The 24323-nt window shown below is 70.0% G+C and carries 20 protein-coding genes and 1 pseudogene; 12 read left to right on the plus strand and 9 right to left on the minus strand.

Annotated features, from left to right (window positions below; genetic code table 11):
* Window positions 1-88 precede the first annotated feature (88 nt).
* The 4 genes from K4L06_RS10645 (at window position 89) to K4L06_RS10660 (ending at window position 5447) form a co-directional block, all read left to right on the plus strand.
* Window positions 89-1009: a helix-turn-helix domain-containing protein gene (locus tag K4L06_RS10645; RefSeq protein ID WP_221671364.1), complete on the plus strand. Its 921-nt coding sequence runs from the start codon at window positions 89-91 to the stop codon at window positions 1007-1009.
* A gap of 367 nt (window positions 1010-1376) precedes the next feature.
* A complete protein-coding gene (locus K4L06_RS10650; RefSeq protein ID WP_221671365.1) occupies window positions 1377-1613 on the plus strand; it encodes a hypothetical protein in 237 nt (78 codons plus the stop codon).
* A 205-nt stretch (window positions 1614-1818) separates the two neighbouring features.
* Entirely contained in the window at window positions 1819-4737 is a 2919-nt protein-coding gene (locus K4L06_RS10655; RefSeq protein WP_255595061.1) for a TonB-dependent receptor, read from the plus strand.
* Window positions 4738-5009: 272 nt separating this feature from the next.
* On the plus strand, window positions 5010-5447 hold the full coding sequence (locus K4L06_RS10660) for a VOC family protein (RefSeq protein WP_221671366.1): 438 nt from the start codon (window positions 5010-5012) through the stop codon (window positions 5445-5447).
* Window positions 5448-5538: 91 nt separating this feature from the next.
* Here the strand turns inward: K4L06_RS10660 and ppa are convergent, their stop codons facing one another.
* A complete protein-coding gene (gene ppa, locus K4L06_RS10665; protein ID WP_221671367.1) occupies window positions 5539-6087 on the minus strand; it encodes an inorganic diphosphatase in 549 nt (182 codons plus the stop codon).
* Between the two features lie 361 nt (window positions 6088-6448).
* Here ppa and K4L06_RS10670 point away from each other — a divergent pair, with 361 nt between their 5' ends.
* The 4 genes from K4L06_RS10670 (at window position 6449) to K4L06_RS10685 (ending at window position 10570) form a co-directional block, all read left to right on the plus strand.
* Window positions 6449-7444 carry a sterol desaturase family protein gene (locus K4L06_RS10670; protein ID WP_221671368.1) on the plus strand — a complete coding sequence of 332 codons (996 nt, stop codon included), beginning with the start codon at window positions 6449-6451 and terminating at the stop codon, window positions 7442-7444.
* Entirely contained in the window at window positions 7441-7929 is a 489-nt protein-coding gene (locus tag K4L06_RS10675) for a discoidin domain-containing protein (RefSeq protein ID WP_221671369.1), read from the plus strand. The genes K4L06_RS10670 and K4L06_RS10675 overlap by 4 nt, the downstream gene beginning before the upstream one ends.
* Before the next feature lie 167 nt (window positions 7930-8096).
* Window positions 8097-9632, plus strand: coding sequence for a M91 family zinc metallopeptidase (locus K4L06_RS10680; protein WP_221671370.1), 1536 nt, complete (start codon window positions 8097-8099; stop codon window positions 9630-9632).
* A gap of 350 nt (window positions 9633-9982) precedes the next feature.
* Window positions 9983-10570, plus strand: a complete 588-nt coding sequence (locus tag K4L06_RS10685; protein ID WP_221671371.1) for a hypothetical protein — start codon at window positions 9983-9985, stop codon at window positions 10568-10570.
* Window positions 10571-10666: 96 nt separating this feature from the next.
* Here K4L06_RS10685 and K4L06_RS22595 read toward each other — a convergent pair whose 3' ends face one another.
* The gene (locus K4L06_RS22595; protein ID WP_343225815.1) at window positions 10667-11092 is read right to left on the minus strand and encodes an OmpA family protein; all 426 of its coding nucleotides are present in this window, start codon (window positions 11090-11092) and stop codon (window positions 10667-10669) included.
* A 57-nt stretch (window positions 11093-11149) separates the two neighbouring features.
* Window positions 11150-13174: pseudogene (locus K4L06_RS10690) on the minus strand (sodium-translocating pyrophosphatase); the annotation flags it as partial.
* A gap of 607 nt (window positions 13175-13781) precedes the next feature.
* On the opposite strand from K4L06_RS10690, the gene K4L06_RS10695 reads away from it, so the two are divergent.
* On the plus strand, window positions 13782-14300 hold the full coding sequence (locus tag K4L06_RS10695) for a hypothetical protein (protein ID WP_221671373.1): 519 nt from the start codon (window positions 13782-13784) through the stop codon (window positions 14298-14300).
* 72 nt (window positions 14301-14372) lie between these two features.
* Here the strand turns inward: K4L06_RS10695 and K4L06_RS10700 are convergent, their stop codons facing one another.
* From K4L06_RS10700 to K4L06_RS10720, 5 genes are all read right to left on the minus strand, one after another.
* Window positions 14373-15179: a hypothetical protein gene (locus K4L06_RS10700; protein ID WP_221671374.1), complete on the minus strand. Its 807-nt coding sequence runs from the start codon at window positions 15177-15179 to the stop codon at window positions 14373-14375.
* A gap of 226 nt (window positions 15180-15405) precedes the next feature.
* Window positions 15406-15846 carry a VOC family protein gene (locus tag K4L06_RS10705; RefSeq protein WP_221671375.1) on the minus strand — a complete coding sequence of 147 codons (441 nt, stop codon included), beginning with the start codon at window positions 15844-15846 and terminating at the stop codon, window positions 15406-15408.
* A 121-nt stretch (window positions 15847-15967) separates the two neighbouring features.
* Window positions 15968-16810 carry a helix-turn-helix domain-containing protein gene (locus tag K4L06_RS10710; RefSeq protein ID WP_221671376.1) on the minus strand — a complete coding sequence of 281 codons (843 nt, stop codon included), beginning with the start codon at window positions 16808-16810 and terminating at the stop codon, window positions 15968-15970.
* Window positions 16807-17805, minus strand: coding sequence for a hypothetical protein (locus K4L06_RS10715; RefSeq protein WP_221671377.1), 999 nt, complete (start codon window positions 17803-17805; stop codon window positions 16807-16809). The genes K4L06_RS10710 and K4L06_RS10715 overlap by 4 nt, the downstream gene beginning before the upstream one ends.
* Window positions 17806-17867: 62 nt before the next feature.
* Entirely contained in the window at window positions 17868-19124 is a 1257-nt protein-coding gene (locus tag K4L06_RS10720; protein ID WP_221671378.1) for a 6-phosphofructokinase, read from the minus strand.
* 178 nt (window positions 19125-19302) lie between these two features.
* Between K4L06_RS10720 and K4L06_RS10725 the strand changes: the two genes are divergently transcribed.
* The 3 genes from K4L06_RS10725 (at window position 19303) to K4L06_RS10735 (ending at window position 22261) form a co-directional block, all read left to right on the plus strand.
* Window positions 19303-19881: an adenylate kinase gene (locus K4L06_RS10725; protein WP_221671379.1), complete on the plus strand. Its 579-nt coding sequence runs from the start codon at window positions 19303-19305 to the stop codon at window positions 19879-19881.
* Between the two features lie 248 nt (window positions 19882-20129).
* Complete coding sequence (mpl, locus tag K4L06_RS10730) at window positions 20130-21518, plus strand: UDP-N-acetylmuramate:L-alanyl-gamma-D-glutamyl-meso-diaminopimelate ligase (RefSeq protein ID WP_221673598.1); 1389 nt, start codon at window positions 20130-20132, stop codon at window positions 21516-21518.
* A 161-nt stretch (window positions 21519-21679) separates the two neighbouring features.
* Window positions 21680-22261 (plus strand): LON peptidase substrate-binding domain-containing protein, encoded by a 582-nt coding sequence (locus tag K4L06_RS10735; protein WP_221671380.1) that lies wholly within the window; start codon window positions 21680-21682, stop codon window positions 22259-22261.
* Window positions 22262-22280: 19 nt separating this feature from the next.
* Here K4L06_RS10735 and K4L06_RS10740 read toward each other — a convergent pair whose 3' ends face one another.
* Window positions 22281-24299, minus strand: coding sequence for a bifunctional DedA family/phosphatase PAP2 family protein (locus K4L06_RS10740; RefSeq protein ID WP_221671381.1), 2019 nt, complete (start codon window positions 24297-24299; stop codon window positions 22281-22283).
* Window positions 24300-24323 lie beyond the last annotated feature (24 nt).

Here is a 24323-nt window from a genome sequence, read left to right on the forward strand (position 1 = left end):
AATTCGCCTAACTCTCCGTCAAATTTCCGGCGCCGCGGTCCTTGCTCAGGCAAATAAAAACCTCATTCCCCGCAAATGAGGTGGACCAATGGAGCAAGCATTGTGGGCGGATCGCGGACAGCTGTTGCAGCTGGACGCGCAGGATCCCGCCGCCCAGGCCAGTTGCGTCGGCGTCTCGCGTCTCGGCAGCGCCCAGCTGGCCGGGGCTCATTTCTCGATCTGGGTCCAGCTGCGCGGCAGCTCCTGGGTCGAAGCCAAGGAAGGTAAGTTCCGGCTGAAGCGCGGCGACTGGATCGCGTTCGAGCGCGACTCCAAGCCGGTGCTGCAGGCCGACCGCTACGGCGTCTGCATCGGCCTGAACCTGACCGGCGAGGCGATCAAGGCCATGGCCCGTCTGGCCGACTGCACCCTGTACTCCGGCCGCGGCCGGATGAGCGTGCACGACGCCCGCATCGCCCTGCGCCTGTGGCGCCAGGCCCATGCCCGCAACGGCGAAGCCGATACCGGTTTCGACCTGAACGCCCTGCGCCCGATCCTGCTCCACCTGGCCGGCGTCCAGCGCGATCTGACCGCGCGCATCCAGCGTTGCCCGGGCCGCTCGCGCAGCCGCAAGCGCCAGGTGTTCGGCCGTCTGCAGCGCGCCCGCCTGTACCTGGAAGGCAACTGCGACCGGGTGGTGCGGATCAGCGAACTGGCCGAGCTGACCAGCTTCTCCAGCTGGTACTTCTCCAAGACCTTCCACAGCCTGTACGAGGAGAGCCCGCAGGCCGCCTCGGCGCGGATGCGTCTGGAGCACGCGGCCGATCTGCTCGAGAACACCTCGATGATGATCGGCGAAGTCGCGGCCGCCAGCGGTTTCGACAACTGTTGCAGCTTCGCCCGCGCCTTCCGCGCCCGCTTCGGCACCTCGGCGACCCGCTACCGCAGCGCCGCGGCCAACGCCAAGCAGGAAGCGGCCAAGCCCAAGCCCGCGCCGGTGGTGGCGATGGTGCGCAAGCTCGCGGCCTGACGCCCGTCGTACCGTTTCAGTCGTTCGTTCTACGCCAGCACGCATTACCGCAACGCCAGCAACACGACTCCCCCAAGTCGCAGACCGTCTGAAGCCGTCCGAGTGACGCCATAGCCCGCCGAAGTTTCGACCGCGCCGCGCGCGGCGAAACTTCGGCGCCGCGCAAGCCGGCGCACCGCCTTCCGTTCCGCCCTCCCGCTCCCGGCTCCGCATGCGCGCTGCGCCTGCGGGCTCGGCCGCGCCCGGCGGATCGGGCGCGGTCGGCGTCTTCCGCCGCAGCGTCGTGGTCGCGCCTGCGCGCATCGCCCGCCGCGCCGGCGCCATAGATATGCACGCGCGCGAATAGCCGCTGGCGGCCAAACGATGCATGAACGAAGCCGGTGTAGCGATGCCGGATGCGTCGATGCCTTTGCCGAATGCGGCCGATGTTCGTCCGAAATTCTTCCGCGCGCGTCGCGCGATGGGTCGAAACGTCTTGCGCCATCGGCGCGCGCGCCGCGATCGCGTCGTCGCGCAGCGCGCCGCATGCGTCAGGCAGCGTTGTCGCGCATCGTTCGCGCCGCGATTCGCGTGCGATAACCGCGCGATGCAAAACAGCGCATGAACGCAGCGATGGATGCGATGCGATGCGCGAAACCGCAACGCGATTACATCTTCGCGCTTGCATTTTTCATGCGCATGCGCGCGCGTCCGCGACGACTCACTCAGCAAAATCTCTCAACGTCAGCCGCAAAGCAGTCCAGGCGCATGGGCCGTACTTTTGCGAGGCGTTTTAACACGCCTATAACGAGATTACTGGAGAGAGATAGATGAACCATCGCAGTCTGCGCCACGAGGCGCGGTTCGGCATGCTGCCGACCGCCATCGCCGCGGCGTTAGTGTCGGCTCTGGTCCCGGCGGTTGCCGGCGCTCAGGAAGCCGATGCCTCCAAGAGCACCACCACCCTCGACCGCATTGAGGTCACCGGTTCGCGCATTCGCCAGGCCAACCTGGAAACCGCGCAGCCGGTGGTCACCATGTCGCGCGCCGACATCCAGAAGCAGGGCTTCACCAGCGTCGCCGACATCGTCCAGAACATCACCGCTTCGGGCTCGCCGGCGATCTCGCGCGCCAACGCGCTGTCCTCGGGCGAAGAAGTCGGCGGCCAGTACGTCGACCTGCGCAACCTCGGTCCGGAGCGCACCCTGGTCCTGATCGACGGCAAGCGCATGGGCATCAGCTCGGGCGGCTACTCCGACCTGGCTTCGATCCCGAGCTCAATCGTCGAGCGCATCGAAGTGCTGACCGACGGCGCCTCGGCCCTGTACGGTTCGGACGCCATCGCCGGCGTGATCAACATCATCACCCGCAAGCGTTTCGACGGTCTGGAAGCCAGCGCCTACCTGGGCCAGTACGGCCAGGGCGACGGCAACAAGGAGATCTACAACTTCGTCATCGGCCAGACCGGTGAGCGCGGTTCGATCACCCTCGGCGCCGAGTACAGCAAGGAAGATCCGGTCCTGGCCAAGGATCGCAGCTTCACCCGTTACCCGAACGGCAAGGGCCACCCGGTTCCGGACCTCGACGCCAACGGCGAGTACCGCGACAACGGCTGGAGCAACATCTCGCGCAACGGCATCCTGGTCCGCGACAGCGGCAACCTGACCGCGCTGCCGGGCCGCACCACCACCGGTAGCGAAGCCGACTTCCGCGCCTACAACCCGCTGACCGACGCCACCAACACCAACGAGCAGATGTACCTGCAGACGGGTCTGGAGCGTCGTTCGGTGTTCGCCAACGCCGAATTCGACATCACCGACAACCTGCGCGCCAAGGCCGACGTCCTGTACACGGACCGCGAAGCCACCCAGCAGATCGCCGGCTATCCGTTCCGTTCGTTCGGCTTCCCGCGTTACGAGGGCGACCTGTCGCTGTCGGGCGACAGCGCGTTCAACCCGTACAAGGGCGAGAACGTCGACTACATCCGCCGTACCTGGGAAATGCCGCGTCAGACCAAGTCCGAGCTGACCACCTACCGCTTCAGCGCGGGCCTGGAAGGTTCGTTCGAACTGGCCGGCAAGCCGTGGGACTGGGATGTGGGCTACATCTACAACCAGAACAAGGGCAGCAAGACCGGCACCGGCAACCTGTTCCTGCCGAACGTGGCCAAGGCCGTCGGCCCGTCGTTCATCGACGCCGCGGGCGTGGCCCACTGCGGCGCCCCCGGCGCCGTGATCGACAAGTGCGTGCCGTGGAACCCGCTGCTCGGCTACGGCCAGGTCGGCCCGGGCTCGCTGACCAATAACCCGGAACTGCAGAAGTACCTGTTCCTGCCGACCCACGACCGTTCGGAAACCGAAACCCAGGTCTACAGCCTGAACCTGAGCGGCGTGCTCGCCGCGCTGCCGGCCGGCGACCTCGGCCTGGCGGTGGGTTACGAACACCGCAAGGAATCGGCCCGTTACGAGCCGGACGCGCTGCTGCAGTCGGGCCTGAGCTCCGACCTGGCCGGTGCGATGACCGAAGGCGGCTACAAGCTCGACGAGTTCTACGCCGAACTCAGCGTGCCGGTGCTGGCCGACGTCGCCTTCGCCAAGGAACTGTCGTTCAACGTCGCCGGCCGTTACTCGGACTACGACACCTTCGGCGACACCACCAACGGCAAGTTCAGCCTGAAGTGGAAGCCGATCGACGACCTGCTGATCCGCGGCACCTACGCGACGGGCTTCCGCGCCCCGACCGTGGCCGACCTGTACGGCGGCACCAGCGAGACCTTCGACAACTACACCGACCCGTGCGACACCTCGTTCGGTTCGGCGGTGCGCAACCCGCAGGTTGCCGCCCGTTGCGCGGCCGTGGTCCCGGCTAACTTCCGTCAGGCCGCTTCGGGCGGTCCGGCGACCGGTCCGAACGCGCAGTCGAACTCGGCCTTCTCCTCGGGCTCCAACGCCCTGCTGAAGCCGGAAACCTCGAAGTCGACCACCGTCGGTTTCGTCTACAGCCCGAGCTTCGTCGGCGGTCTGGACATCAGCCTGGACTGGTGGAAGATCAAGATCGAAGACGTGATCGCGGCCGAAACCGTGACCTCGCTGCTCAACAACTGCTACGTGCTGGGCATCCAGTCGGCGTGCAGCCGCTTCGAGCGTAACTCGGCGGGTCAGGTGGTCGACGTGACCCGTACCCTGATCAACGGCGGCTACCAGGAAACGGCCGGTTACGACCTCGGCGTCGCCTACCGCCTGACCGACACCCGCTTCGGTAACTTCACGTTCAACTGGAAGACCAGCTACGTCGATTACCTGGAGTACAAGCGCGACAACGAATCGACCACCCCGGTCGAGCAGAAGACCAGCTGGGCCATCGACGGCACGGCCAACTTCCGCGTCCGCTCGAACTTCAACACCGACTGGCAGTACGGCGACTTCGGTGCGACCTGGAACGTGCGTTACTACTCGGGTCTGAAGGAAGACTGCGCGTACGACACCACCGGCGGTCCGGAGTGCGGCAACCCGAACTACACCTCGGCTTACCGCGGTCAGCAGCCGGTGCGCGAAGTGGGCGCCAACACGTTCCACGACGTCCAGGTCCGTTACAACACCCCGTGGAACGCCACGGTGGCCCTGGGCGCCAACAACGTGTTCGACCACCAGGGTCAGACCATGTACAGCCAGCCGAACAGCAGCTTCGTCTACAACGGCAGCTTCGACATCGGTCGCTTCGTGTACATGAAGTACACCCAGCGCTTCTGATCCAAGCGGTTGCTTCAAAAACTACGGCCCCTTTCGGGGCCGTAGTTTTTTTGGGAATCGGGAATCGGGAATCGGAAGAGCGGCCCGTGGCCCCTGTAGGAGCGGCGTGAGCCGCGACCGAGGCCCGACGAACCGGCCCGCCGCCGCGAAGCGGCCAACCCCTGCGACCGACGAAACCACGCGCCCGCCTCGCGCGTGCGTCCGGCATCCTCTATGGTGTAGGCGCACCGCAGGCGTCCGTAGTGCCCCCAGGCTCGACCCGGAGATCGGACATGGCGTTGAAGCGGATGGACAACGTGGGCATCGTCGTCGAGGACCTGACCGCGGCGATCGATTTCTTCCGCGAACTCGGCCTCGAACTCGAAGGGCGGGCCATGATCGAAGGCGAGTGGGCCGGGCGCGTCACCGGGCTGGCCGACCAGCGGGTCGAGATCGCGATGATGCGCACCCCGGACGGCCACAGCCGGCTCGAGCTCTCGCGCTTCCTCGCGCCGGCGGTCGTCGCCGATCACCGCAATGCCCCGGTCAACGCCCTGGGCTATCTGCGGGTGATGTTCGCCGTGGACGGCATCGACGAGACGCTCGCCCGGCTGCAGGCGCGCGACGCGCAACTGGTCGGCGAAGTCGTCCAGTACCAGGACACCTATCGGCTCTGCTACATCCGCGGCCCCGAAGGGTTGCTGATCGGGCTGGCCGAAGAGCTGCGCTGAGCGCGAACCAGCAAAAAGGCCGCCCGGAGGCGGCCTTTGCGCATCGAATCGAGGGTGCGCGGGCGGTTCCGCGCGCCTCTTCGCTGCTTGCTCAGAACTTGGGCTTGTCTTCCTCGGCCGCGTAGCGCTCGATCGCCTCGACCAGGATCTTCTTGGCCTCGTCGGCGTTGCCCCAGCCGTCGAGCTTGACCCACTTGCCCTTCTCCAGGTCCTTGTAGTGCTCGAAGAAGTGGCCGATGCGCTCCAGCCAGTGCGGGCTGACCTGGTCGATGTCGTGGATGTGGCTGTAGCCGGCGAACACCTTGTCGATCGGCACCGCCAGCAGCTTCTCGTCGCTGCCGGCTTCGTCGGACATCTTCAGCACGCCGACCGGACGGCAGCGGATCACCGAGCCGGGGATCAGCGGCAGCGGCAGGATCACCAGCACGTCGGCCGGATCGCCGTCGCCGCAGACGGTGTGCGGGACGTAGCCGTAGTTGCAGGGGTAACGCATCGGGGTCGAGAGGATGCGATCGACGAAGATCGCGCCCGAGGCCTTGTCGACCTCGTACTTCACCGGCTCGGCGTCCTTCGGGATTTCGATGATGACGTTGATTTCGTGCGGCGGATTCTTGCCGGTGGAAACGTGATCCAGACCCATTGTGTTCCGACTCCTGGCGGGCCCGCGGCGGGGGCGGCGGGCACGGTGATGAAAAGAAAGGGTGGGGCATTCTACGCGCCCGGGTGTTGCGATGCAGCAGGGGCCGGGCCGGGCAGGGGGCCGGCCCGGGAACGCGTCGGTTTCGGCGTAATCGTCGAACGGCGGCGAAGCGGCGCGCTACGGCGCCGATCGGCCGCCCAGCGGACCGCTCCGCTGCGATAGGCGGCGCCGGCGGCGCGGCGCCGTCCAAACCGGGCAAACGCCCGTCCAATGCCTGCAGGCAGCCCGCACGATGCCGGACTTGAGCCCGCCCAGCGCTCTGGCTATACCGTATGGATCGATCTAAATCCGGGGAATCGCGATGGATTGGGGAGCGCAGGCGCTGCACGAGCTGGTCGGCTTCTTCGGCCTGGGGGCGCTGCTGGAATTGCTGGCCGCCGACGGCTACCGCGCCCTGCTCAGCGCCGACGGCGCCAAGGCCCTGTTGTACCCGGTGATCCCGATCCTGCTGGTGTACGAACTGTTGCGCACCATCGCCCGGCGCCGGTTCAAGCTTGAGGACTACCGCGTCCCGTTCCTGACCCTGGTCGCCAACCGCCTGATCGGCGCGGTGCTGAGCTTCGGCATGGTCGCCGCCTGCATCGCGCTGTTCCAGCCGTACGCGCCGTTCCAGGCCGAAATCGGCCCGCTCGGGCTGATCTACGGCTACCTGGTCTGGGAGTTCGCCCACTTCGTCTATCACTACCTCGCCCACAAGGTGCGGCTGCTGTGGTGCCTGCATTCGACCCACCATGCGCCGACCGCGATGAACCTGTCGGTGAACTACGCCCATCTGTTCCTGGAGGCGCCGTACGCCGACATCGTCCGCACCACGATCTGCATCCTCGCCGGGGTCAGTCCTCCGCTGCTGCTGTTGATCATGTTCATCGACGGGCTGTGGGGGCAGTTCATCCACTTGGGCGAGCATGCGCTGGGCGACGGCCGGCTGGGCCGGCTGCACCGCTGGATCCTGACGCCCGCGCACCACCGCGTGCACCACGCGCGCAATCCGCTGTACATGGACACCAACTTCTGCAATCTGCTCAACGTCTGGGACCGCGCGTTCGGCACCTACCAGGCGCAGCGCGAGGACATCCGGATCGAGTACGGCATCACCCGGCCGGTCCGGCCCGGCAGCTTCCTGGATGCCTATCTGGGCGAATTCCAGGTGCTGCTGCGCGATGTGCTCGCGGCGCCGGGGTGGCGCAACAAGCTGCTGTACCTGGCGATGCCGCCGGGCTGGAGCCACGACGGCCGTTACAAGACCGCGCTGCAGAGCAAGCGCGAATGGCTGGCGCAGCAGCAGGGGGCGGCATGAAGCGCGGGTTCGCGGCGATGCTGGCCTGGCTGGCGCTGGCGGCCGCGCCGCCGCTGCCGGCGGCGGACAACCTGGCCTTGCGCCGGCCGGCCACCGGCTCGCCGATCTGCAAGCCCGGCGAGGAAGCCGGCAAGGCCTTCGACGGCCGGCTCAGCAGCAAGACCGAGCACAAGTTCTGCACTCTGCAACGGCCCGGGTGGCTGCAGGTGGACCTGCAATCGCGCCGGCAGGTGCGCGAGTTCGTGCTCAAGCACGCCGGCGCCGGCGGCGAGCCGGAAGCGATGAACACCCGCGCCTACACGCTTTCGCTGTCCGACGACGGCGCGCACTGGCGACCGGTGGCGCAGGTGCGCGACAACCGCGACAGCGTGCGCAGGCACGTCATCGCGCCGGCCTGGGCGCGCTATGTGCGTATGCAGGTCGACCAGCCGGCGCAGGACCCGGCCGACCCGGCCACCCGGATCTACGAGCTGGAAGTGCGCTGAGCGATCGCTGCAGGCCGCGGCGCCGGCAACCGAGCCGGCAGCGGGCCCGCCTGCAGCCGGGCCGCGCCGCCTGGGGACGACCCTAGCGTGGGGTACGCCCTAGCTTGGCCGCGGCCATACCGGTGCGTATCCATGGGCGTCGATTCCGTCCAGCAGGTTCGCCCGCCATGTCCGTAACGCTCGATGCCCGCTCCGCGACCGCGCCCAGCCTGACCCAGGCCTACTGGGACCCGACCGCCTCCGGCGAGGCCGCCCGGCACGACCAAGCGCCGCTGGCCGAGACCGCGCCGGCTGCCGCACCGACGATGGCCGAAGCGGGCGCGGACGAGGCGGTCGCGATCGACGGCAACGCGACCAACCCGCAGCAGCGCAGCGAGGGCCGGACCGCGGACGGCAAGACCGTGCAGATCGACCCGTTGCACCGCGGCGGCGAAGTCGAGATCGCGCGCGAGCGCACCCTGGCCGACGCCGGCCTCGGCCGCAGCTACGTCAGTACCGATCAGGTCGTGCTCAGCACCGGGGCCAAGAACGATCAGGTGCGCGTCACCCAGCGCGACGACGGCACCCTCGACGTCGCCGTCAACGGCGAGCGCTACGAACTGCGCCTGGCCGAGAACCAGGAACTCACTATCCGCAGCGGCGCCGGCGACGACACCATCGAGGTCGCGCCCAACGTCAAGGTCAACCTGGTGGTCGAGGCCGGCGACGGCGACGATACGATCGCCACCGGGGCGGGCAACGACCGCATCGATGCCGGCCTGGGCGACGACACGATCGCCGGCGGCGATGGCCGCGACGACCTGTTCGGCAATGCCGGCGCCGACCGTCTGGAAGCGGGTGCCGGCGACGACGTGGTCTACGGCGGCGACGGCGCGGACCAACTGCACGGCGGCGACGGCGTGGATTTCCTCGAGGGCGGCCGCGGCAACGACGCGCTGGCCGGCGACGCCGGCAAGGACATGCTGTCCGGCGGGCTCGACGACGACAGCTTGCGCGGCGGCGACGGCGACGACGCGGTCTACACCGGCGACGGCCGCGATACGGTCGACAACCAGGCCGGCAACGACACCGTTTACGCCCAGCGCGCGGTCGACCTGATCAACGCCGCCAGCGGCGCGCGCAACACCGTGATCAACGTCGAGATCGGCGCGGCCAAGGGCGTCAGCATCGAAGGCTCGGACGCGTTCAAGCAGCGTGTCGGCGCCGAAATCGACTTCCTGCGCAGCTCGCCGAACGGCCAGCGCATGCTGGCCGAGTTCGACCGCGCCGCCGCGCGCGGCAACACGGTCACGATCAAGGAACTGGCCAACGAGCAGAACGGCTACGCCCAGACCTTCAGCAACGACGCCGACATCGTCGCCGGCAAGCCCGGCGCGGGCGGCGACGTGCAGATCAGCTACAACCCGTCCTTCCACATGGACGCGTTCCCGGCCCCGGCGGTGGTGCTCTACCACGAGATGTCGCACGCCTATAACGGCGTGACCGGCACCTTCCAGCAAGGCACCTACCAGGGCAGCGGCCCGGACAGCGGCCAGGTGCCGAACGCCGAGCGCCAGGCGGTGGGCCTGGAGACCAGCGCGCCGGCCTACGATTTCGACCGCGATGCGAGCACCCCCAAGACCACGACCAATCCCGATCATCTGACCGAGAACGGGTTGCGCGGCGAACTCGGCCTGCCCGACCGCCCGAGCTATACGCTCTGAGCCGGGTCCCAATGAGCTCAATTGAGCTCAATTGAGCTCGACTAGGCTCGATCGGCGCGCCGGGTAGCGGCCCGAGCGGGCGCGGCCGAGCTCGGTTTGCGGCCGCGAGTGGGGCGGGATCGCCGCGATGGCGGGAGGTCCCGCCGTCGTCGGCCGGCAGCGGCTCGCTGGCCCGAGGTTAAGGGCCGGCGGGCGATGCTCGCCGGGTCCCGCCGCGCAGGGCCCGCAGCGCTTGTGGAGAGGCCATGTCACCATCCCGCACCATTCGCCGGTTCGCCCGCTACGCGGCATGGGCCGTCTGTGCCACCGCCAGCGTGGCCGCCGCCCACGCCCAGGAGCCCGTCGCCGCCGTGAGCGCATCCACCGTCAGCACTGGGACTCCCCGCAGCGAGGCCGGCACCGAGATTGCCGGCGAAGGCGTGCGCCTGCACGCCGGCTTCGTCTTCGACCCGGTCCGGCGCACCCTGCGGGTCGACTACCGCCTGCGCAATACCGGCCCGGCGCCGCTGGCGGTGTTCGACCGCGGCGATCGCCATGCCGTCGCCAGCGGCCGCCTGCCCTTGGGAGCGATCGCCGAGCCGACGGTGCAGACCCTCGGCGACGACCTGGTATTGAGCCATGTCGCCTTGCCCTTGCCGCATCCGGCGCCGGTATCGCCGCCGACGCCGCTGGCGCGCCGGTTGGCGCCGGGCGCCGAGTCGGCGGCGCAGTTCGAGTTCGCCTTGCCCGGCCTGCAGACGCCGCGGCGCCTGCGCTGGTGCCTGGGCGTGGCCGGCTTCGACGAGCAGCGCTTCAGCGCGCCGCAACGGGTCGGCGAGATCGAGCTCTGGCGCGCTTCGTTCGCGTTGGCGCAGAGCCAGCAGCGCTTGTGCACGCCGTGGTTCGACCTGGCGACGGCGCGGTTCGCAAGCGAGCGACGGGCGGAGAGGAACGGGTAACCGGCACCGCTCGGCGATCGGCCGCTCCGGCTTCTGCCTTGCGCAAACGACGACGGCGGCCGCAGCCGCCGTCGTCGTCGTTGCAGCGAACGAGCCTTACTCGACCGCCACCTCGACCCGGCGCGCCTCGCGCGCGTCGCCGCTGCCGGTGGTGACCGCCGGCTTGTCCAACTCGATCCGCTCGGCGGCGATGCCCTGGCTTTCCAGCCAGGCCTGCACCGCCTGCGCGCGTTGCTTGGCCAGCTCGGCATTGGTCGCGGCGCTGCCGGAGGTGTCGTGGAAGCCGGAGATGCGCGCCTTGCGTTCGGGCTCGGCCTTGAGCGCGGCGGCCACGCCGGCCAATTCGGCGGCGGCATCGGCCGGCGGCGTCGCCGAACCCACGTCGAAGTAGAGCTTGGCCTTGGCCGGCCCGGTGCTGCCCGCATCGGTGCCCGTCGTGGCGGCGGATGCCGCCGCGGCCTCGGCGAATTCGGCATCGTCCAGCATCGACTCGGGTTCGCCGGAGGCCGGTGCGGCGGCCATGGCCGAACTGGTGCCATGAGTGGCCGGGGCCGCGTCGCCGGCGGCGCCGGCCACCGGCAGCAAGGGCACCAGCAACAACGCGACGATGTTGATGATCTTGATCAAGGGGTTGATCGCCGGCCCGGCGGTGTCCTTGTACGGGTCGCCGACGGTGTCGCCGGTGACCGCGGCCTTGTGCGCGTCCGAGCCCTTGCCGCCGTGGTGGCCGTCCTCGATGTACTTCTTGGCGTTGTCCCAGGCGCCGCCGCCGGTGGTCATGGAAATGGCGACGAACAGGCCGGTGACGATGGTGCCGATCAGCAGGCCGCCCAGCGCCTTGGGCCCGAGCAGCAGGCCGACCACCACCGGCACCGCCACCGGCAGCAGCGAGGGCACGATCATTTCCTTGATCGCCGACTTGGTCAGCATGTCGACGGCCTTGTCGTACTGCGGTTTGCCGGTGCCTTCCATGATCCCGGCGATGTCGCGGAACTGGCGCCGCACTTCCTCGACCACCGCGCCGGCGGCGCGACCCACCGCTTCCATCGCCATCGCGCCGAACAGGTAAGGGATCAGGCCGCCGATCAGCAGGCCGATGATCACCATGTGGTCGGACAGGTCGAACGAGAAAGTGTGGCCGGGATGCGCGGTCTGCAGGTTGTGGGTGTAGTCGGCGAACAGCACCAGCGCGGCCAGCGCCGCCGAGCCGATCGCATAGCCCTTGGTCACCGCCTTGGTGGTGTTGCCGACCGCGTCCAGCGGATCGGTCACGTCGCGCACGTCGGAGGGCAGCTCGGCCATCTCGGCGATGCCGCCGGCGTTGTCGGTGATCGGGCCGTAGGCGTCGAGCGCGACGATCATGCCCGCCATCGACAGCATCGAGGTCGCGGCGATGGCGATGCCGTACAGGCCGCCCAGCGCGTAGGCGGCGTAGATCGCCACGCACACCGCGATCACCGGCAGCGCGGTCGACTTCATCGACACGCCCAGGCCGGCGATGATGTTGGTGCCGTGGCCGGTGGTCGATGCGGCGGCGACGTGCTTGACCGGGCCGTACTGGGTGCCGGTGTAGTACTCGGTGATCCAGACGATGGCGCCGGTCAGGACCAGGCCGATCAGGGCGCAGAAGTACAGGTTGAGCGCGCCGTGGCTGGCGTCGCGCATCAGCTCGGTGGTGATCGGGTAGAACGCGATCGCCGCCAGCACCGCCGAGACGATCACGCCCTTGTACAGCGCGCCCATGATCGAGCCGCCCGCCTTAACCTTGACGAAGAAGGCGCCGATGATCGAGGCGATGATCGACACCCCGCCGAGCACCAGCGGATACAGCACGCCGTGGCCGCCGACGTCGCCGGCCATCAGCCCGCCCAGCAGCATGGTCGCGATCACCGTGACCGCATAGGTCTCGAACAGGTCGGCGGCCATGCCGGCGCAGTCGCCGACGTTGTCGCCGACGTTGTCGGCGATCACCGCCGGATTGCGTGGATCGTCCTCGGGAATGCCGGCCTCGACCTTGCCGACCAGGTCGGCGCCGACGTCGGCGCCCTTGGTGAAGATGCCGCCGCCGAGACGGGCGAAGATCGAGATCAGCGACGAGCCGAAGGCCAGCCCGACCAGCGCGTGCAGCGCCTTTTCGCCGAGAATGCCGAAGTGGCCGAGCGCGGCGTAGTAGCCGGCGACGCCGAGCAGGCCGAGGCCGACCACCAGCATGCCGGTGATCGCGCCGCCGCGGAACGCCACGTCCATCGCCGGGCCCATGCCGCGGCGCGCCGCTTCGGCGGTGCGCACGTTGGCGCGCACCGACACGTTCATGCCGATATAGCCCGCCGCGCCGGACAGCACCGCGCCGAGCAGGAAGCCGATCGCGGTCGGCCAGTTGAGGAACAGTCCGATCACCACGAACAACACCGCGCCGGCGACGGCGATGGTGGTGTATTGGCGGTTGAGATAGGCGCGTGCGCCTTCCTGGATCGCGCCGGCGATCTCCTGCATGCGTTCGTTGCCGGCGGGTTGTGCGCTGATCCAGCGCGCGGAGACGATACCGTAAAGGATCGCGATGACGGCGCAGCCCAGCGCCAAGGTCAAACCGTACTGCTCCAGCATGAACCCCTCCCCGAAAGTAGAAGTGGACATCACAGGACAACAGGTCGATCGGTTTTGCCGCGGGCTGCGCGTGGGGCGATTCCGCGGATCGCGTCGTGCGCTGCAGGTGCTGCATTGCAGCGACGCCGTGTTGCGGACACGGCGTCTTCGCGACTATCGCATAGGGGCCGGTAGGGCGAAACCTCGCTGCGCGCAGGCCTTCGCCGCGCGCCCGCAAGCGGCTGCGACCCCAGTCACGGATCGGTCGCGCGGCGCACGGATGCGGACGCTGCATGCGCGGGCCCGCGACCGCGCGCGTAAGCGCGGCCGGGACCTGCTCGAGCGGAACTAATGTGCCGATGCACTCGCGGTGCGCGCGGGCGGTGGTGTCGCGGCCCGGGCCTGCGTCGCCAGCGGTCATGCCGCGCCGGGTCGTGTCCTGGCGGAACCGTTCAGACGAGGCTCGGGCTCGGTTCGCCGCGGCCACGGCCCATGCGCGGGGAGCGAGCGCGGCCGGCAGCGCAGCATCCACGCCCGGATAGGCATGCCGGACGGGCGTGCCGGGGCGGCCGGGACCGGTTCAGCCGCTGCGTGCCAGTCTGCCGGCCTGAACCGAACGGAGCCGACGATGCGACGCGTCCTGATCGCTTCCCTGCTGTGCACCGGCCTGGCCGGCGGCGCCCATGCCGCCAGCGAGCCGACCCCCGAAATCAAGCGCGCGCCGGTGCCGGCGCAGGCGGCGGGCCGGGTGCACACGCTGCGCCAGATCCCTGAAGCCTGCGCGCGCATCGAGGGCCTGTTCACCGGCCAGGCGGCCGAGCCCTACAAATTCGCGGTCGTGCGCACCAGCCCCAATTGCCAGCCGCGCGCGCGTTTCGTCGATGCGGCCAAGGCGCAGCCGTCGGAGCAGGCGGGCTGGAAGTTCAACGACCTGATCCGGGTGCCGAACGCGGCCTGCCCGCAGCAGCAGGCGGTGCTGCGGATCTGGCGCAAGCCGGCCGCGGCGGCGCCGCCGCAGTTGGACGCGCAGGGCCGTTCGCGCCTGTACCTGCAGGACGAAAAGCAGAAGGCCAGCGCCGCCCAACTGGCGGCGATCCCGATGTTCGCCGCGTCGATGAAGGTCGAAGGCCAGGCCTGCGGTTCCTGAGCGCGTCGCGCCGGCGGAAAAACGAAAGGGGCCGCGAATGCGGCCCCTTTGCGTTGCGGCGGTCGGCGCGGCTTACTTGGCCGTGCGGCAGTTGCTGATGATCACGGCGCGGTTGCTGGGCTGGTAATCGGCGAAGGTGCCGATCAGATCCAGCTTGTCGCCCTTGCGCAAGCCCAGTGCATAGCCGCGCTGGTCCTTGGCCATGCGGCACATCACCCGGGTGAAGATGATCTTGTCCGACTCGCTGGCGACGAAGCCCGGCAGGAGCGATGGCGTCATGTCGTAGAACACGTCCATGCCGCTGCTGCTGGAGTCCGAGCCGAGGAAATAACCGCTGATGCGGTAAGTCTTGCCCTTGAAGCGCGAGTCGATCAGGCCGGCGTTGTCGTCCAGGGTCTGAGTGACCTGGTCGCCGAGCTTGATCGCCGAAATCGCGATCGGCTTGACGTTGCTGGCGCTCTTGGTGACCGGCGCCTTGCCGGCCTTGAGCTGGTACAGCATCTTGCACATCGAGGTCTTGATCGAGTCCGCGCTGGCCAGCGAGCCGCGGCGGGTCTTGAGCAGCATCTTGGTCTCGCCGCCCGCGGCGGCGGTGAAATAGACCTGCAGGCCGCGGTGGGCGACGTTCGGGCTGACTTCCAGCAGCATCGAGCCGGCGTCGACGCTCTCGTCGATGATGTTCATGCCGTCTTCGATCGCGATGTTGTGCATCTGCGCGATCGCGCTGGGCACGGCCAGGCCGGGCACTTTCAGCGTGGTGGAATACTCGGTGCCCTTGAGCGGGTTGCCGGATTTGGTGAAGTTGTCCTCGCACTGGCCGGCCAGGGCCGAAGCGGAGGGAAGCAACAGGGCGAACAGCGTCAGCAACTTGCCTTTCACGAAGGCCTCCTTGTATGTCGAAACGGCATCCGTGCGTTCCGCCGTCGATTCGCATGAACGCGCGCGCCGGCAGATTGCCGCAATCGCCGAGTCGAATCAACGGGTTTTGAGACCGTCGTATGCGCCTGTGCGCCGAAGCTCGGACGCAGCGCACACCTTGTCATGGTTCCGTCGCCGACGGCGCGCGCCTGAACGGACGCCGGACCGGCGTCCGCCGCAGCGCGGCTCAGCAGCCCGGCGCGTCCTCGTAGCGGCGCTGCATTTCCTCCGGCGTCACCTGTTCGATGCTGTGGCCGATGTTCCAGCGGTGGCCGAACGGGTCGATCACGGTGCCGGAGCGCTCGCCGTAGAAATGGTCGCGCGGCGCCATCGCCAGGCGCGCGCCGGCGGCGACCGCGCGCGCGATCACTTCGTCGGCGTCGTCGACGTGCAGGTGCAGGCTGTGGCTGTGGCCGCGCGCGGGATCGGGCCGGCGCACGTCGATTTCCGGGAACTCTTCGCACAGCATCAAGGTGGTGCCGGCGAAATCCAGCTCGACGTGGCCGACCCGGCCGCCCGGCTCGACCAGGCGGAACTTCTCGGTCGCGCCGAACGCATGGCCGTAGAACGCGATCGCGGCGCGCGCGTCGGCGACGCAAAGGTAGGGGAACAGTTCGTGCACGGCCATGGCGGACTCCGGTGGCGGAAGCGGGTGGGACAAACGGTGCGCACAGCATGCGGCCGGGCGAGGCGGCCGGATTGGACGAAATTGACCGGGACGGGACGCACCGATCCGGGCCCCGCCCGGTTCAGTCGACCGGCAGGTGATGCGGCGAGCGCACGCCGGCGGCGAGATAGCGGCCCGGGCTGACCCCGGCGAACTCGCGGAACTCGCGGATCAGATGCGACTGGTCGGCATAGCCCGTGGCCAGGGCCAGGTCGGCCCAGTCGGGAGCGGGCAGGGCGCGCAAGCGTTCCAGCAGGCGGCGGAAGCGCTGCACCCGCGCGTAGCGCTTCGGCGACAGGCCGGTGGCGTCGCGGAAACCGGCGATGAAATGGCGGTGGCTGGATCCGCTGCCGGCGGCCATCGCCGCCACCGCCGCCGGTTCGCGCTGCAGACGCTGCGCGGCCAGGGCGATCTGCGGGTCGAGCCGGCGCAACGGGCGCAGGCGTTCGAGCAGGAAGCGCTCGAACACGACGCGGCGGCGCTCGGGATCGGCGCAGGCGGAAAGGCGCTGATACAAGGCCTGCGCCGGCGCGCCGCACAGGTCCTGCAAGTCGACGTGCTGGCCGGCCAACTCGGCCGCCGATACGCCGAACAAGGCCATCGCCGCGCCCGGGCGCAGCACCGCGCCGACCGAGGCCGCCGGTTGCGACAGGTCCTTGATGCAGTATCCGCTGCGCACGCCGGCCAGGGTCGCTGGGCCGAATGCGCGGCCGCGGCGGTCGGCGGCGTCGGCGTACAGGCGCAAAGGCGGCCCGTCCAGCCGCACCACCAGGTGCATCGCGCCGCTGGGCAGCGAGTGCTCGCGCGCGGCCGCTGCGGTCCGCTCCGGGCGCGCGCAGGACCAGACGCCTTCGATCCAGGGCCGCAGCGCCGCGTGCGCAGGCGCTGCCGGTGCCGCCGCCGCGGTGGCAGCGCCCGGTGTCATGGGTTCGGTCCCGGCGGCAGTTGCGCCTGTCGGCAGTACGCGGTCGAGCCGCCGGTTTCGTAATCGCGGACCAGGCCGTCGCGGACCAGGAAGCGCACCGAGCAACGCCCGGACGGCGCCGTGCCGTCGGCGACGATCACGTAGTCCAGCCAACGCGCGTCGGCCTCCTCGCGATAGGCCTTGGGCTCGCCCCAGGCGCCGACCAGCAACTGCACCGGCGCTTCGATCCACTGTTCCAAAGCCGGCGCCGGCGTCTGCGCGCGCCGCTCGGCTTCGCGCATGGCCAGCGCGGCCTGCTCGCTGGCGTCCTGCTCTTGCTCCTGCAGGCTGCTGCGCAACCGTTCCATGCTGCGCGACAACTGGCCCATGGCCTCGTCGATCTTCTGTTCCTGGACCTGCACCGCGGCTTCGCTGCGCTCGCCGGTGTAGGGCGGGCGGCGGCCGTCGGGCCATTGCTCGGCCCAGGTCCGGTCGACCGCTTCGAGCAGGCCGATCGGTTCGGCCAGGGCCTGCATGCCGTGCGCGGCGTCGCGCGCCGCGGGCTCGCAGGCGAAGCGTTGCGCCTGCCGCTGCCAGCCGGCGGACGGCGGCGCCCAATCCTGGGGCGGCAGGATCCGCCGGGTGTCGTCGCGCAGATGCGCCTCGCTGGCGACCACCCGCACCCGGCCGGCCGCGCAGTCGACCTGCAACTCGTGGATCAGTTTGTCCGGCGCGCCGCGGTGTTCGCGCACTTCGATCAGTTGCAGGCTGCGCGGCGCCGCGGCGCGGGCGGCCTCGGCCGCGTCGGGCCCTTGTTCGAACAGCAGCTTGGTCTGCTGTTCCAGCGCGAGCACCGGTTCGACCGAGCCGGTGTCGGCGTAGATCAGGCTGCGCTTGGGCTTGGCGCCTTCGCGGTGGATCACATAGCTGTCGCCGGCCGCGGCCGGGGCGGCGATCAGCGCCAGCGCGAGGGCGGCAGTCCAGGGCAGGCGCGGGCGGGACGTTCCGGATTCCATTCGAACGGGTCCTGATGGGGGCGGCGGGGAAGGGCGCTGGCGCCGCCGCAGCGGCGCCGCGCTCAGCCTTCGTAGGCCGGCAGCTTGGGTTTTACCGCGAGGTTCTTCAGCGTTACGTACTTGGGCAGGCCGTCGCGGCCGTACGGCGGCGGCGCCTCGCCGCGGATCAGCGGTTCCAGGTAGCGGCGCGCGCTGGCGGTGATGCCGTAGCCGTCCTTGCGGATGAAACCGGCCGGCATCTTCTTCTCGTGGTTGGCGACCTTGTCCAGCGCGACCGGCTCGACCTTCCAGCGGTACGGCGCCTGCGAGGTGCGCACGATCGCCGGCATCACCGCGTTGCGGCCCTTCAGCGCCAGCTCGACCGCGGCCTTGCCGACCGCACGGGCCTGCTCGACGTCGGTCTTGGAGGCCAGGTGGCGGGCCGAGCGCTGCAGGTAGTCGGGCAGGGTCCAGTGGACCTTGTAGCCCAGCGCGTCCTTGACCCGCCCGGCCAGGTGCGAGGCGACCCCGCCGAGCTGGGTGTGGCCGAACGAGTCCTTGCCGCCGCCGGCGTCGGCGACGAAGCGCCCGTCGGCGGTCTGGATGCCCTCGCTGGCGACCACCACGCAGTAGCCGACCCGTTCCACCGTGGCCTGCACCTTGGCGAAGAAATCGGCCTCGTCGAACGGCCGCTCGGGGAACAGGATCAGGTGCGGGGCCGCGTCCGGGCCCTCGCCGGCCAGGCCGGCGGCGGCGGCCAGCCAGCCGGCGTGGCGGCCCATGGCCTCGTAGACGAAGACCTTGGTCGAGGTCTCGGCCATCGCCGCTACGTCCAGGGCCGCCTCGCGCACCGACACCGCGGTGTACTTGGCGGCCGAGCCGAAGCCCGGGCAGCAGTCGGTCACCGCCAGGTCGTTGTCGACCGTCTTGGGCACCCCGACGCAGGTCAGCGGGTAGCCGAATTCGGCCGCCAGGCGCGAGACCTTGAGCGCGGTGTCGGCCGAGTCGTTGCCGCCGTTGTAGAGGAACCAGCGCACGTCGTGGGCCCGCAGCACCGCCAGCAGGCGCTCGTAGCGGGCCCGGTCGGCCTCCAGCGACTTGAGCTTGAGCCGGCAGGAGCCGAAGGCCCCGCCGGGGGTATGGCCGAGGGCGCGGATCGCCGCGGCCGACTCCTTGGAGGTGTCGATCAGCTCCTCGCGCAGGGCGCCGAGGATGCCGTTGCGGGCCGCCAGGACCTTGACCTTGCGGGCCCGGGCGGTCTCGATGACCGCGGCGGCGGTGGCGTTGATGACGGCGGTCACGCCGCCGGACTGTGCGTACAGCAGGGTTCCTTGGGGCATGGGGGTTCCAGAGATTTGCGCCGGAGTGCGGTAAGCTGGCCGCAATTTTCCGCCCGGCGGGTGGTCGGCCGCTTCCGAGTGTAGCGCCGCCCCGCGAACTGGCCAGCCTGGGGCTGGCCCGGGCCTGGTCCGGCGCAGGGCGCCGGGCGCGGTTTCATGTGTCTTAGGAGCGATGTTGATGCGATTGGTACTTCTGGGCGCGCCGGGTTCCGGCAAGGGTACGCAGGCTGCGCGGCTCAAGGAGCATCTGCAGGTGCCGCATATTTCCACCGGCGACCTGCTGCGCGCCGAAGTCGCGGCCGGCAGCAAGCTGGGCCTGGAAGCCAAGGCGGTGATGGACGCCGGCAACCTGGTCAGCGACGAGATCCTGCTCGGCATGCTCGAGGACCGCTTCTCGCGTCCCGACACCGCCGGCGGCTTCATCCTCGACGGCTACCCGCGCAACCTGGCCCAGGCCGATGCGCTGGACGTGCTGCTGAAGAAGATCGGCCAGCCGATGGACTTCGCGGTCCAGCTCGAGGTGTCGACCGACCTGCTGGTCGACCGCATCGCCGGCCGCGCCGCCGCCCAGGGCCGCGCCGACGACAGTCCGGATGCCGTGCGCACCCGGCTGAAGGTCTACGACGACGTGACCGCGCCGGTGATCGAGTACTACCGCCAGCACGGCCGCCTGACCGTGGTCGACGGCGTCGGCTCGCTCGACGAGGTCTTCACCCGCATCGTCGAAGCGCTGGAACCGGCGCCGACGGTGGGCTGAGCCTGCGTTCTTGCTTTGCCCCTCTCCCGCTGGCGGGAGAGGGCCGGGGTGAGGGCGGCGAGCCGCCGCCCCCGTTTTGTTCGAATCCAGATCCCGGTATTGAAGGCCAAGCGCGGCGGTAGGATGGTTTCGTCGTTGGCCGTTCGCGCGCGCCCTCACCCCATCCCTCTCCCGCAGGCGGGAGAGGGGGAGTCGGTGCCAGCGGGAGTCGCTTCGTTGAGCATTCGCAAACTCTTTTGGAAACTCGGATCTTGAAGCTGCATATCTTGGGCATCGCCGGTACCTTCATGGGCGGCGTCGCCGCGCTCGCGCGCGAACTCGGCCACGACGTGGAAGGCAGCGACCAGGCGGTGTATCCGCCGATGTCGACCCAGCTCGAGCAGCTCGGCATCGTCCTGAGCCAGGGCTATCGTCCCGAAAACATCTCGCCGGACTGCGACGAGATCGTGGTCGGCAACGCGCTCTCGCGCGGCAACCCCGCGGTCGAACAGGTGCTCGACGACGGCCGCCGCTACACCTCCGGCGCGCAGTGGCTGAGCGAACGGGTGCTGCCGGGCCGCGACACCCTGGCCGTCGCCGGTACCCACGGCAAGACCACCACCACCACCATCCTGACCTGGCTGCTGCAAGCCGCCGGTCGCGAGCCGGGCTTCCTGATCGGCGGCGTGGCCGAGGATTTCGGCGTCTCGGCCCGGGTCGGGAGCGGGCGCGAATTCGTGGTCGAGGCCGACGAGTACGACACCGCGTTCTTCGACAAGCGCAGCAAGTTCGTCCACTACCGGCCGCTGGTCGCGATCCTCAACAACCTCGAGTACGACCACGCCGACATCTTTCCCGACGTCGCCGCGATCCAGCGCCAGTTCCACCATCTGGTGCGCACCGTGCCGCGCCGCGGCCGGCTGATCGTCAACGGCGAAGACGCGCGCCTGGCCGAAGTGCTGGCGATGGGCTGCTGGACCCCGGTCGAGCGCTTCGGCCTCGACGCCGGCGACGGCGCGGCCGGGTTCGACTGGAGCGCGCGCCTGATCCACCAGGACGGCAGCCGTTTCGCGGTGCTGCAGCAAGGCCGCGAACTGGGCGAGGTCGAATGGCCGCTGCTCGGCCGGCACAACGTGATGAACGCGTTGGCCGCGCTGGCCGCGGCCAACGCGGTCGGCGTCGACGTCGCCGCGGTGCTGCCGGCGCTGGCCCGGTTCCGCAGCGTCAAGCGTCGCCTGGAAGTGATCGGCGCAGCCGGCGGCGTCACCGTCTACGACGACTTCGCCCACCATCCGACCGCGATCGCGACCACCCTGGCCGGCCTGCGCGCGCGGGTCGGCGCGGCGCGGATCGTGGTGGCGATGGAGCCGCGCAGCAATTCGATGCGCCTGGGCGCGCACGCCGATGCGCTGGCGCCGTCGCTGGACGGCGCCGACGCGGTGGTGTTCCTGCACCGTCCCGAGCTGGCCTGGGATGCCGGCAAGGTGGTCGCCGGCCTGCGCGGCGAAGGCGTCGCGGTGGCCGATGCCGACGCGCTGATCGCCGCGCTGCGCGAACGCGTGCGCGCCGGCGACCATGTGGTGTTCATGTCCAACGGCGGCTTCGACGGCGCGCCGCGGCGGTTCTTCGCCGCATTGGCCGAGGCGCAGACCGCCTGACCTTCCGGAGCCGGCCGACGCCGGCCGTCCCAAGCCTCGCGGATCGCGCCCCGCAGGTCGCGCCCCGCGGATCACGGTCTGCGCGGGCCGCGTTGGACGCCGCATCTGCTGACGCGCATTCCGTCTCTCGACGCCGACCGGGCCGCGAGTACACTGCGGCCATGCCTGTCGACGACCAACCGCTCGGACTGTTTCCGTTGCATACCGTGCTGGTGCCGGGCGCGTCGATCGACCTGCGCGTGTTCGAGCGCCGCTACCTCGACCTGATCCGCGACTGCGGCCGCGAAGGCCGCGGCTTCGGCGTGTGCCTGATCATGGAAGGCGACGAGGTCGGCGCGCCGGCCAGCGCAGCGGCGTTCGGCACCGAGGCGCTGATCGAGGATTTCGGCACCGGCGACGACGGCCTGTTGCTGTTGCGCGTGCGCGGCGCGCGCCGCTTCCACGCCGGCCGGGTGCGGGTGCGCGACAACGGCTTGCAGGTCGCCGAGGTCGAATGGTGCGCGCCGGATCCGGACGACGAACTGCGGCCCGAACATTCGTTGCTGGCGACCCTGCTGGAGGGGCTGCTCGAACAGGCCGGCGGCGAACACCACTTGGCGCCGCACGCGCGTCGCGACGAGGCCGCCTGGGTCGGCTGGCGCCTGGCCGAACTGCTGCCGCTGGCGCCGGCGCAGCGGCAATGGCTGCTGCAACTCGACGACCCGCACCGGCGCCTGGATCACCTGCTGACCCTGTTGCACTGAGCGGCCGCACGGCCGCGCTTCAGGGCGCGGGCGCGGCGCTCTGCGGCAACTGATACTGCGAACGCAGGCGCAGCACCGGCGCGCCGTTCTTCGGATGCGGCTGTTCGAGCAGGACGAAGCCGGTCAGCGCCTTGCGCACTTCGGCATGGGCGCGGCCGCCGTCGGCCTGCGGCAGCCACAGCGCGGCGGCATCGAAGGGCTTGGTCAGGCGCAAGGTCTGGGTGGTGCCGACCCACAGCGGCGTGCCGTCGGAAAGCACCGCCGGCGCCGGCCACAGGCGCAGCGCGTACTGCTGGTCCGGCGTCGGGCCGTCGCGCAGCATCAGCAGGGCTTCGGCCTGCGCGTCCAGGGTGGCCGGCAGCACCACCTGCTCGCGCGCCGGGGTGTCGTCGTCGAGCAGGGCGATGGTCGCCAGCCAATTGGCCTGTTCCTGCACCCGCCAACCGGCCGCCTCCAGGCTGGCGCGCAGCGGCGGCAACGCGCCGGCGACCTGCACGTCCAGCGGCCAGCGCCCGCGCGCGTCGCGTTCGTTGCGCTGCGCCGGCAGGCTGGCCCAGTCGCTGCGCCACCAGGCCTGCGCGTCGAGCACGGCGCTGGGCTGGGCGGCGGCGAACTTGGCCAGCAGCGCATCGGCGGCGCGCGGCGCGTGCCACAGCGCGGCGGCGGCGAACACGGTGTAGAACAGCACCGCCAGCGGCCGCATCCAGAACGAACGGGCGACGTGGCGGCGATAGGCGATGCCCAGCACCAGCAGCCAGACGATGCCGAACAAGGTGCCGCCGACCAGGTCGCTGGGCCAGTGCGCGCCCAGGTACAGGCGCGAGAAACCGACCAGGGTGGTGACCACTCCGGCCATCAGGTACGGCCAGACCCGCTGCCGCCCCGGCAGTTCGCGTGCGATCAGCACGGCGAAGAACCCGAACACGATCGTGGTCATGGTGACCGCGACCGAGGGGAAGCCGAAGCCGGCCGGCGCGGTCGGCGGACGCGGCATGTCGATCGCCGCTTCCAGCAACTGGGTCAGGGCCAGGCCGAACACGATCGCGCCGACCCAGTGCGCCGCCGCCATCCAGCGCCGGCGCCAGGCCAGATACGCCAGCACCGCCAGCGCCGCCGGCGCCAGCACCGCCGGATCGCCGAGGCTGGCCAGCGCGGCCATCAGCCGGTCGGCGAGCGGATTGCGCAAGGTCCACATGAACTCGTGCACGCTGTGGTCGATCGCCAGCGGCCCGCCGCTGGCCAACAGAGAGGCCAGCAGGGTGAACCAGATCCAGCTGATGCCGAGCAGGCACACCGCCAGCATCACCAGCGAGGCCGATTCGGGCCGGTTGGGGTCGATCAGCGCCGCGGCGTAGCGGCCCAGGCGCGGATGCGCGCGGGTCCAGCGCAAGGCCCGGGCGAGCAGGTTGTCGGCGTGGTTGGCGAACCAGCGCCAGGTGTAGAGCACCCCGGCCCAGACCAGGGCCACGGCCACCAACAGCCCGCCCAGCACCACCGCGAGCCGGTCGGCGACCGCGGCGACCGCGTCGTAGGACGCGCCCAGGATCCAGCCCGGCGCCAGGAACAGCCCCGACCAGGCGACGCAGGCCAGCAGGCTGGGAATCGCGTAGCGCCGCATCGGCATGCGCAGCATGCCGGCGATGGCCGGCACGAACGGCCGCACCGCGCCGACGAAGCGGGCGATCACGATGCTCTTGCTGCCGTGGCGGCGGAACAGGTTCTCGCCGCGGTCCAGCCATTGCGGATAGCGCGAGAACGGCCAGCGTTCGCGCAGGGTCGGGCCCCAGCGATAGCCGACCCAGTAGCTCAAGCCGTCGCCGGCGAAGGCGCCCAGGGTCGAGCAGATCAAGGCATAGGGGCCGTTGATGTGGCCGAGGCCGACCAGCGCGCCGACCGCGAACAGCAGCGGCAATGCGGGCACGACGATGCCGACGATGACCAGCGCATCGCAGAACGCGATCAGGAAGATCACGATGCCGGCGGCGATGGGATTGGCCGCGATCCATGCGGTCGCGCTTTCGAGCCAGGCAGGTTCCATCGCCCGATTATAGGCAGGGCGTGC

The sequence above is a fragment of the Lysobacter sp. BMK333-48F3 genome (assembly GCF_019733395.1).
Lineage (GTDB): Bacteria > Pseudomonadota > Gammaproteobacteria > Xanthomonadales > Xanthomonadaceae > Lysobacter.

Coding starts and splice junctions, on each gene's coding strand:
- K4L06_RS10645 (WP_221671364.1), top strand. CDS start 89: ATGGAGCAAGCATTGTGGGCGGATCGCGGACAGCTGTTGCAGCTGGAC.
- K4L06_RS10650 (WP_221671365.1), top strand. CDS start 1,377: ATGAACGAAGCCGGTGTAGCGATGCCGGATGCGTCGATGCCTTTGCCG.
- K4L06_RS10655 (WP_255595061.1), top strand. CDS start 1,819: ATGAACCATCGCAGTCTGCGCCACGAGGCGCGGTTCGGCATGCTGCCG.
- K4L06_RS10660 (WP_221671366.1), top strand. CDS start 5,010: ATGGCGTTGAAGCGGATGGACAACGTGGGCATCGTCGTCGAGGACCTG.
- ppa (WP_221671367.1), bottom strand. CDS start 6,087: ATGGGTCTGGATCACGTTTCCACCGGCAAGAATCCGCCGCACGAAATC.
- K4L06_RS10670 (WP_221671368.1), top strand. CDS start 6,449: ATGGATTGGGGAGCGCAGGCGCTGCACGAGCTGGTCGGCTTCTTCGGC.
- K4L06_RS10675 (WP_221671369.1), top strand. CDS start 7,441: ATGAAGCGCGGGTTCGCGGCGATGCTGGCCTGGCTGGCGCTGGCGGCC.
- K4L06_RS10680 (WP_221671370.1), top strand. CDS start 8,097: ATGTCCGTAACGCTCGATGCCCGCTCCGCGACCGCGCCCAGCCTGACC.
- K4L06_RS22595 (WP_343225815.1), bottom strand. CDS start 11,092: ATGGCCGCCGCACCGGCCTCCGGCGAACCCGAGTCGATGCTGGACGAT.
- K4L06_RS10695 (WP_221671373.1), top strand. CDS start 13,782: ATGCGACGCGTCCTGATCGCTTCCCTGCTGTGCACCGGCCTGGCCGGC.
- K4L06_RS10705 (WP_221671375.1), bottom strand. CDS start 15,846: ATGGCCGTGCACGAACTGTTCCCCTACCTTTGCGTCGCCGACGCGCGC.
- K4L06_RS10710 (WP_221671376.1), bottom strand. CDS start 16,810: ATGACACCGGGCGCTGCCACCGCGGCGGCGGCACCGGCAGCGCCTGCG.
- K4L06_RS10715 (WP_221671377.1), bottom strand. CDS start 17,805: ATGGAATCCGGAACGTCCCGCCCGCGCCTGCCCTGGACTGCCGCCCTC.
- K4L06_RS10720 (WP_221671378.1), bottom strand. CDS start 19,124: ATGCCCCAAGGAACCCTGCTGTACGCACAGTCCGGCGGCGTGACCGCC.
- K4L06_RS10725 (WP_221671379.1), top strand. CDS start 19,303: ATGCGATTGGTACTTCTGGGCGCGCCGGGTTCCGGCAAGGGTACGCAG.
- K4L06_RS10735 (WP_221671380.1), top strand. CDS start 21,680: ATGCCTGTCGACGACCAACCGCTCGGACTGTTTCCGTTGCATACCGTG.
- K4L06_RS10740 (WP_221671381.1), bottom strand. CDS start 24,299: ATGGAACCTGCCTGGCTCGAAAGCGCGACCGCATGGATCGCGGCCAAT.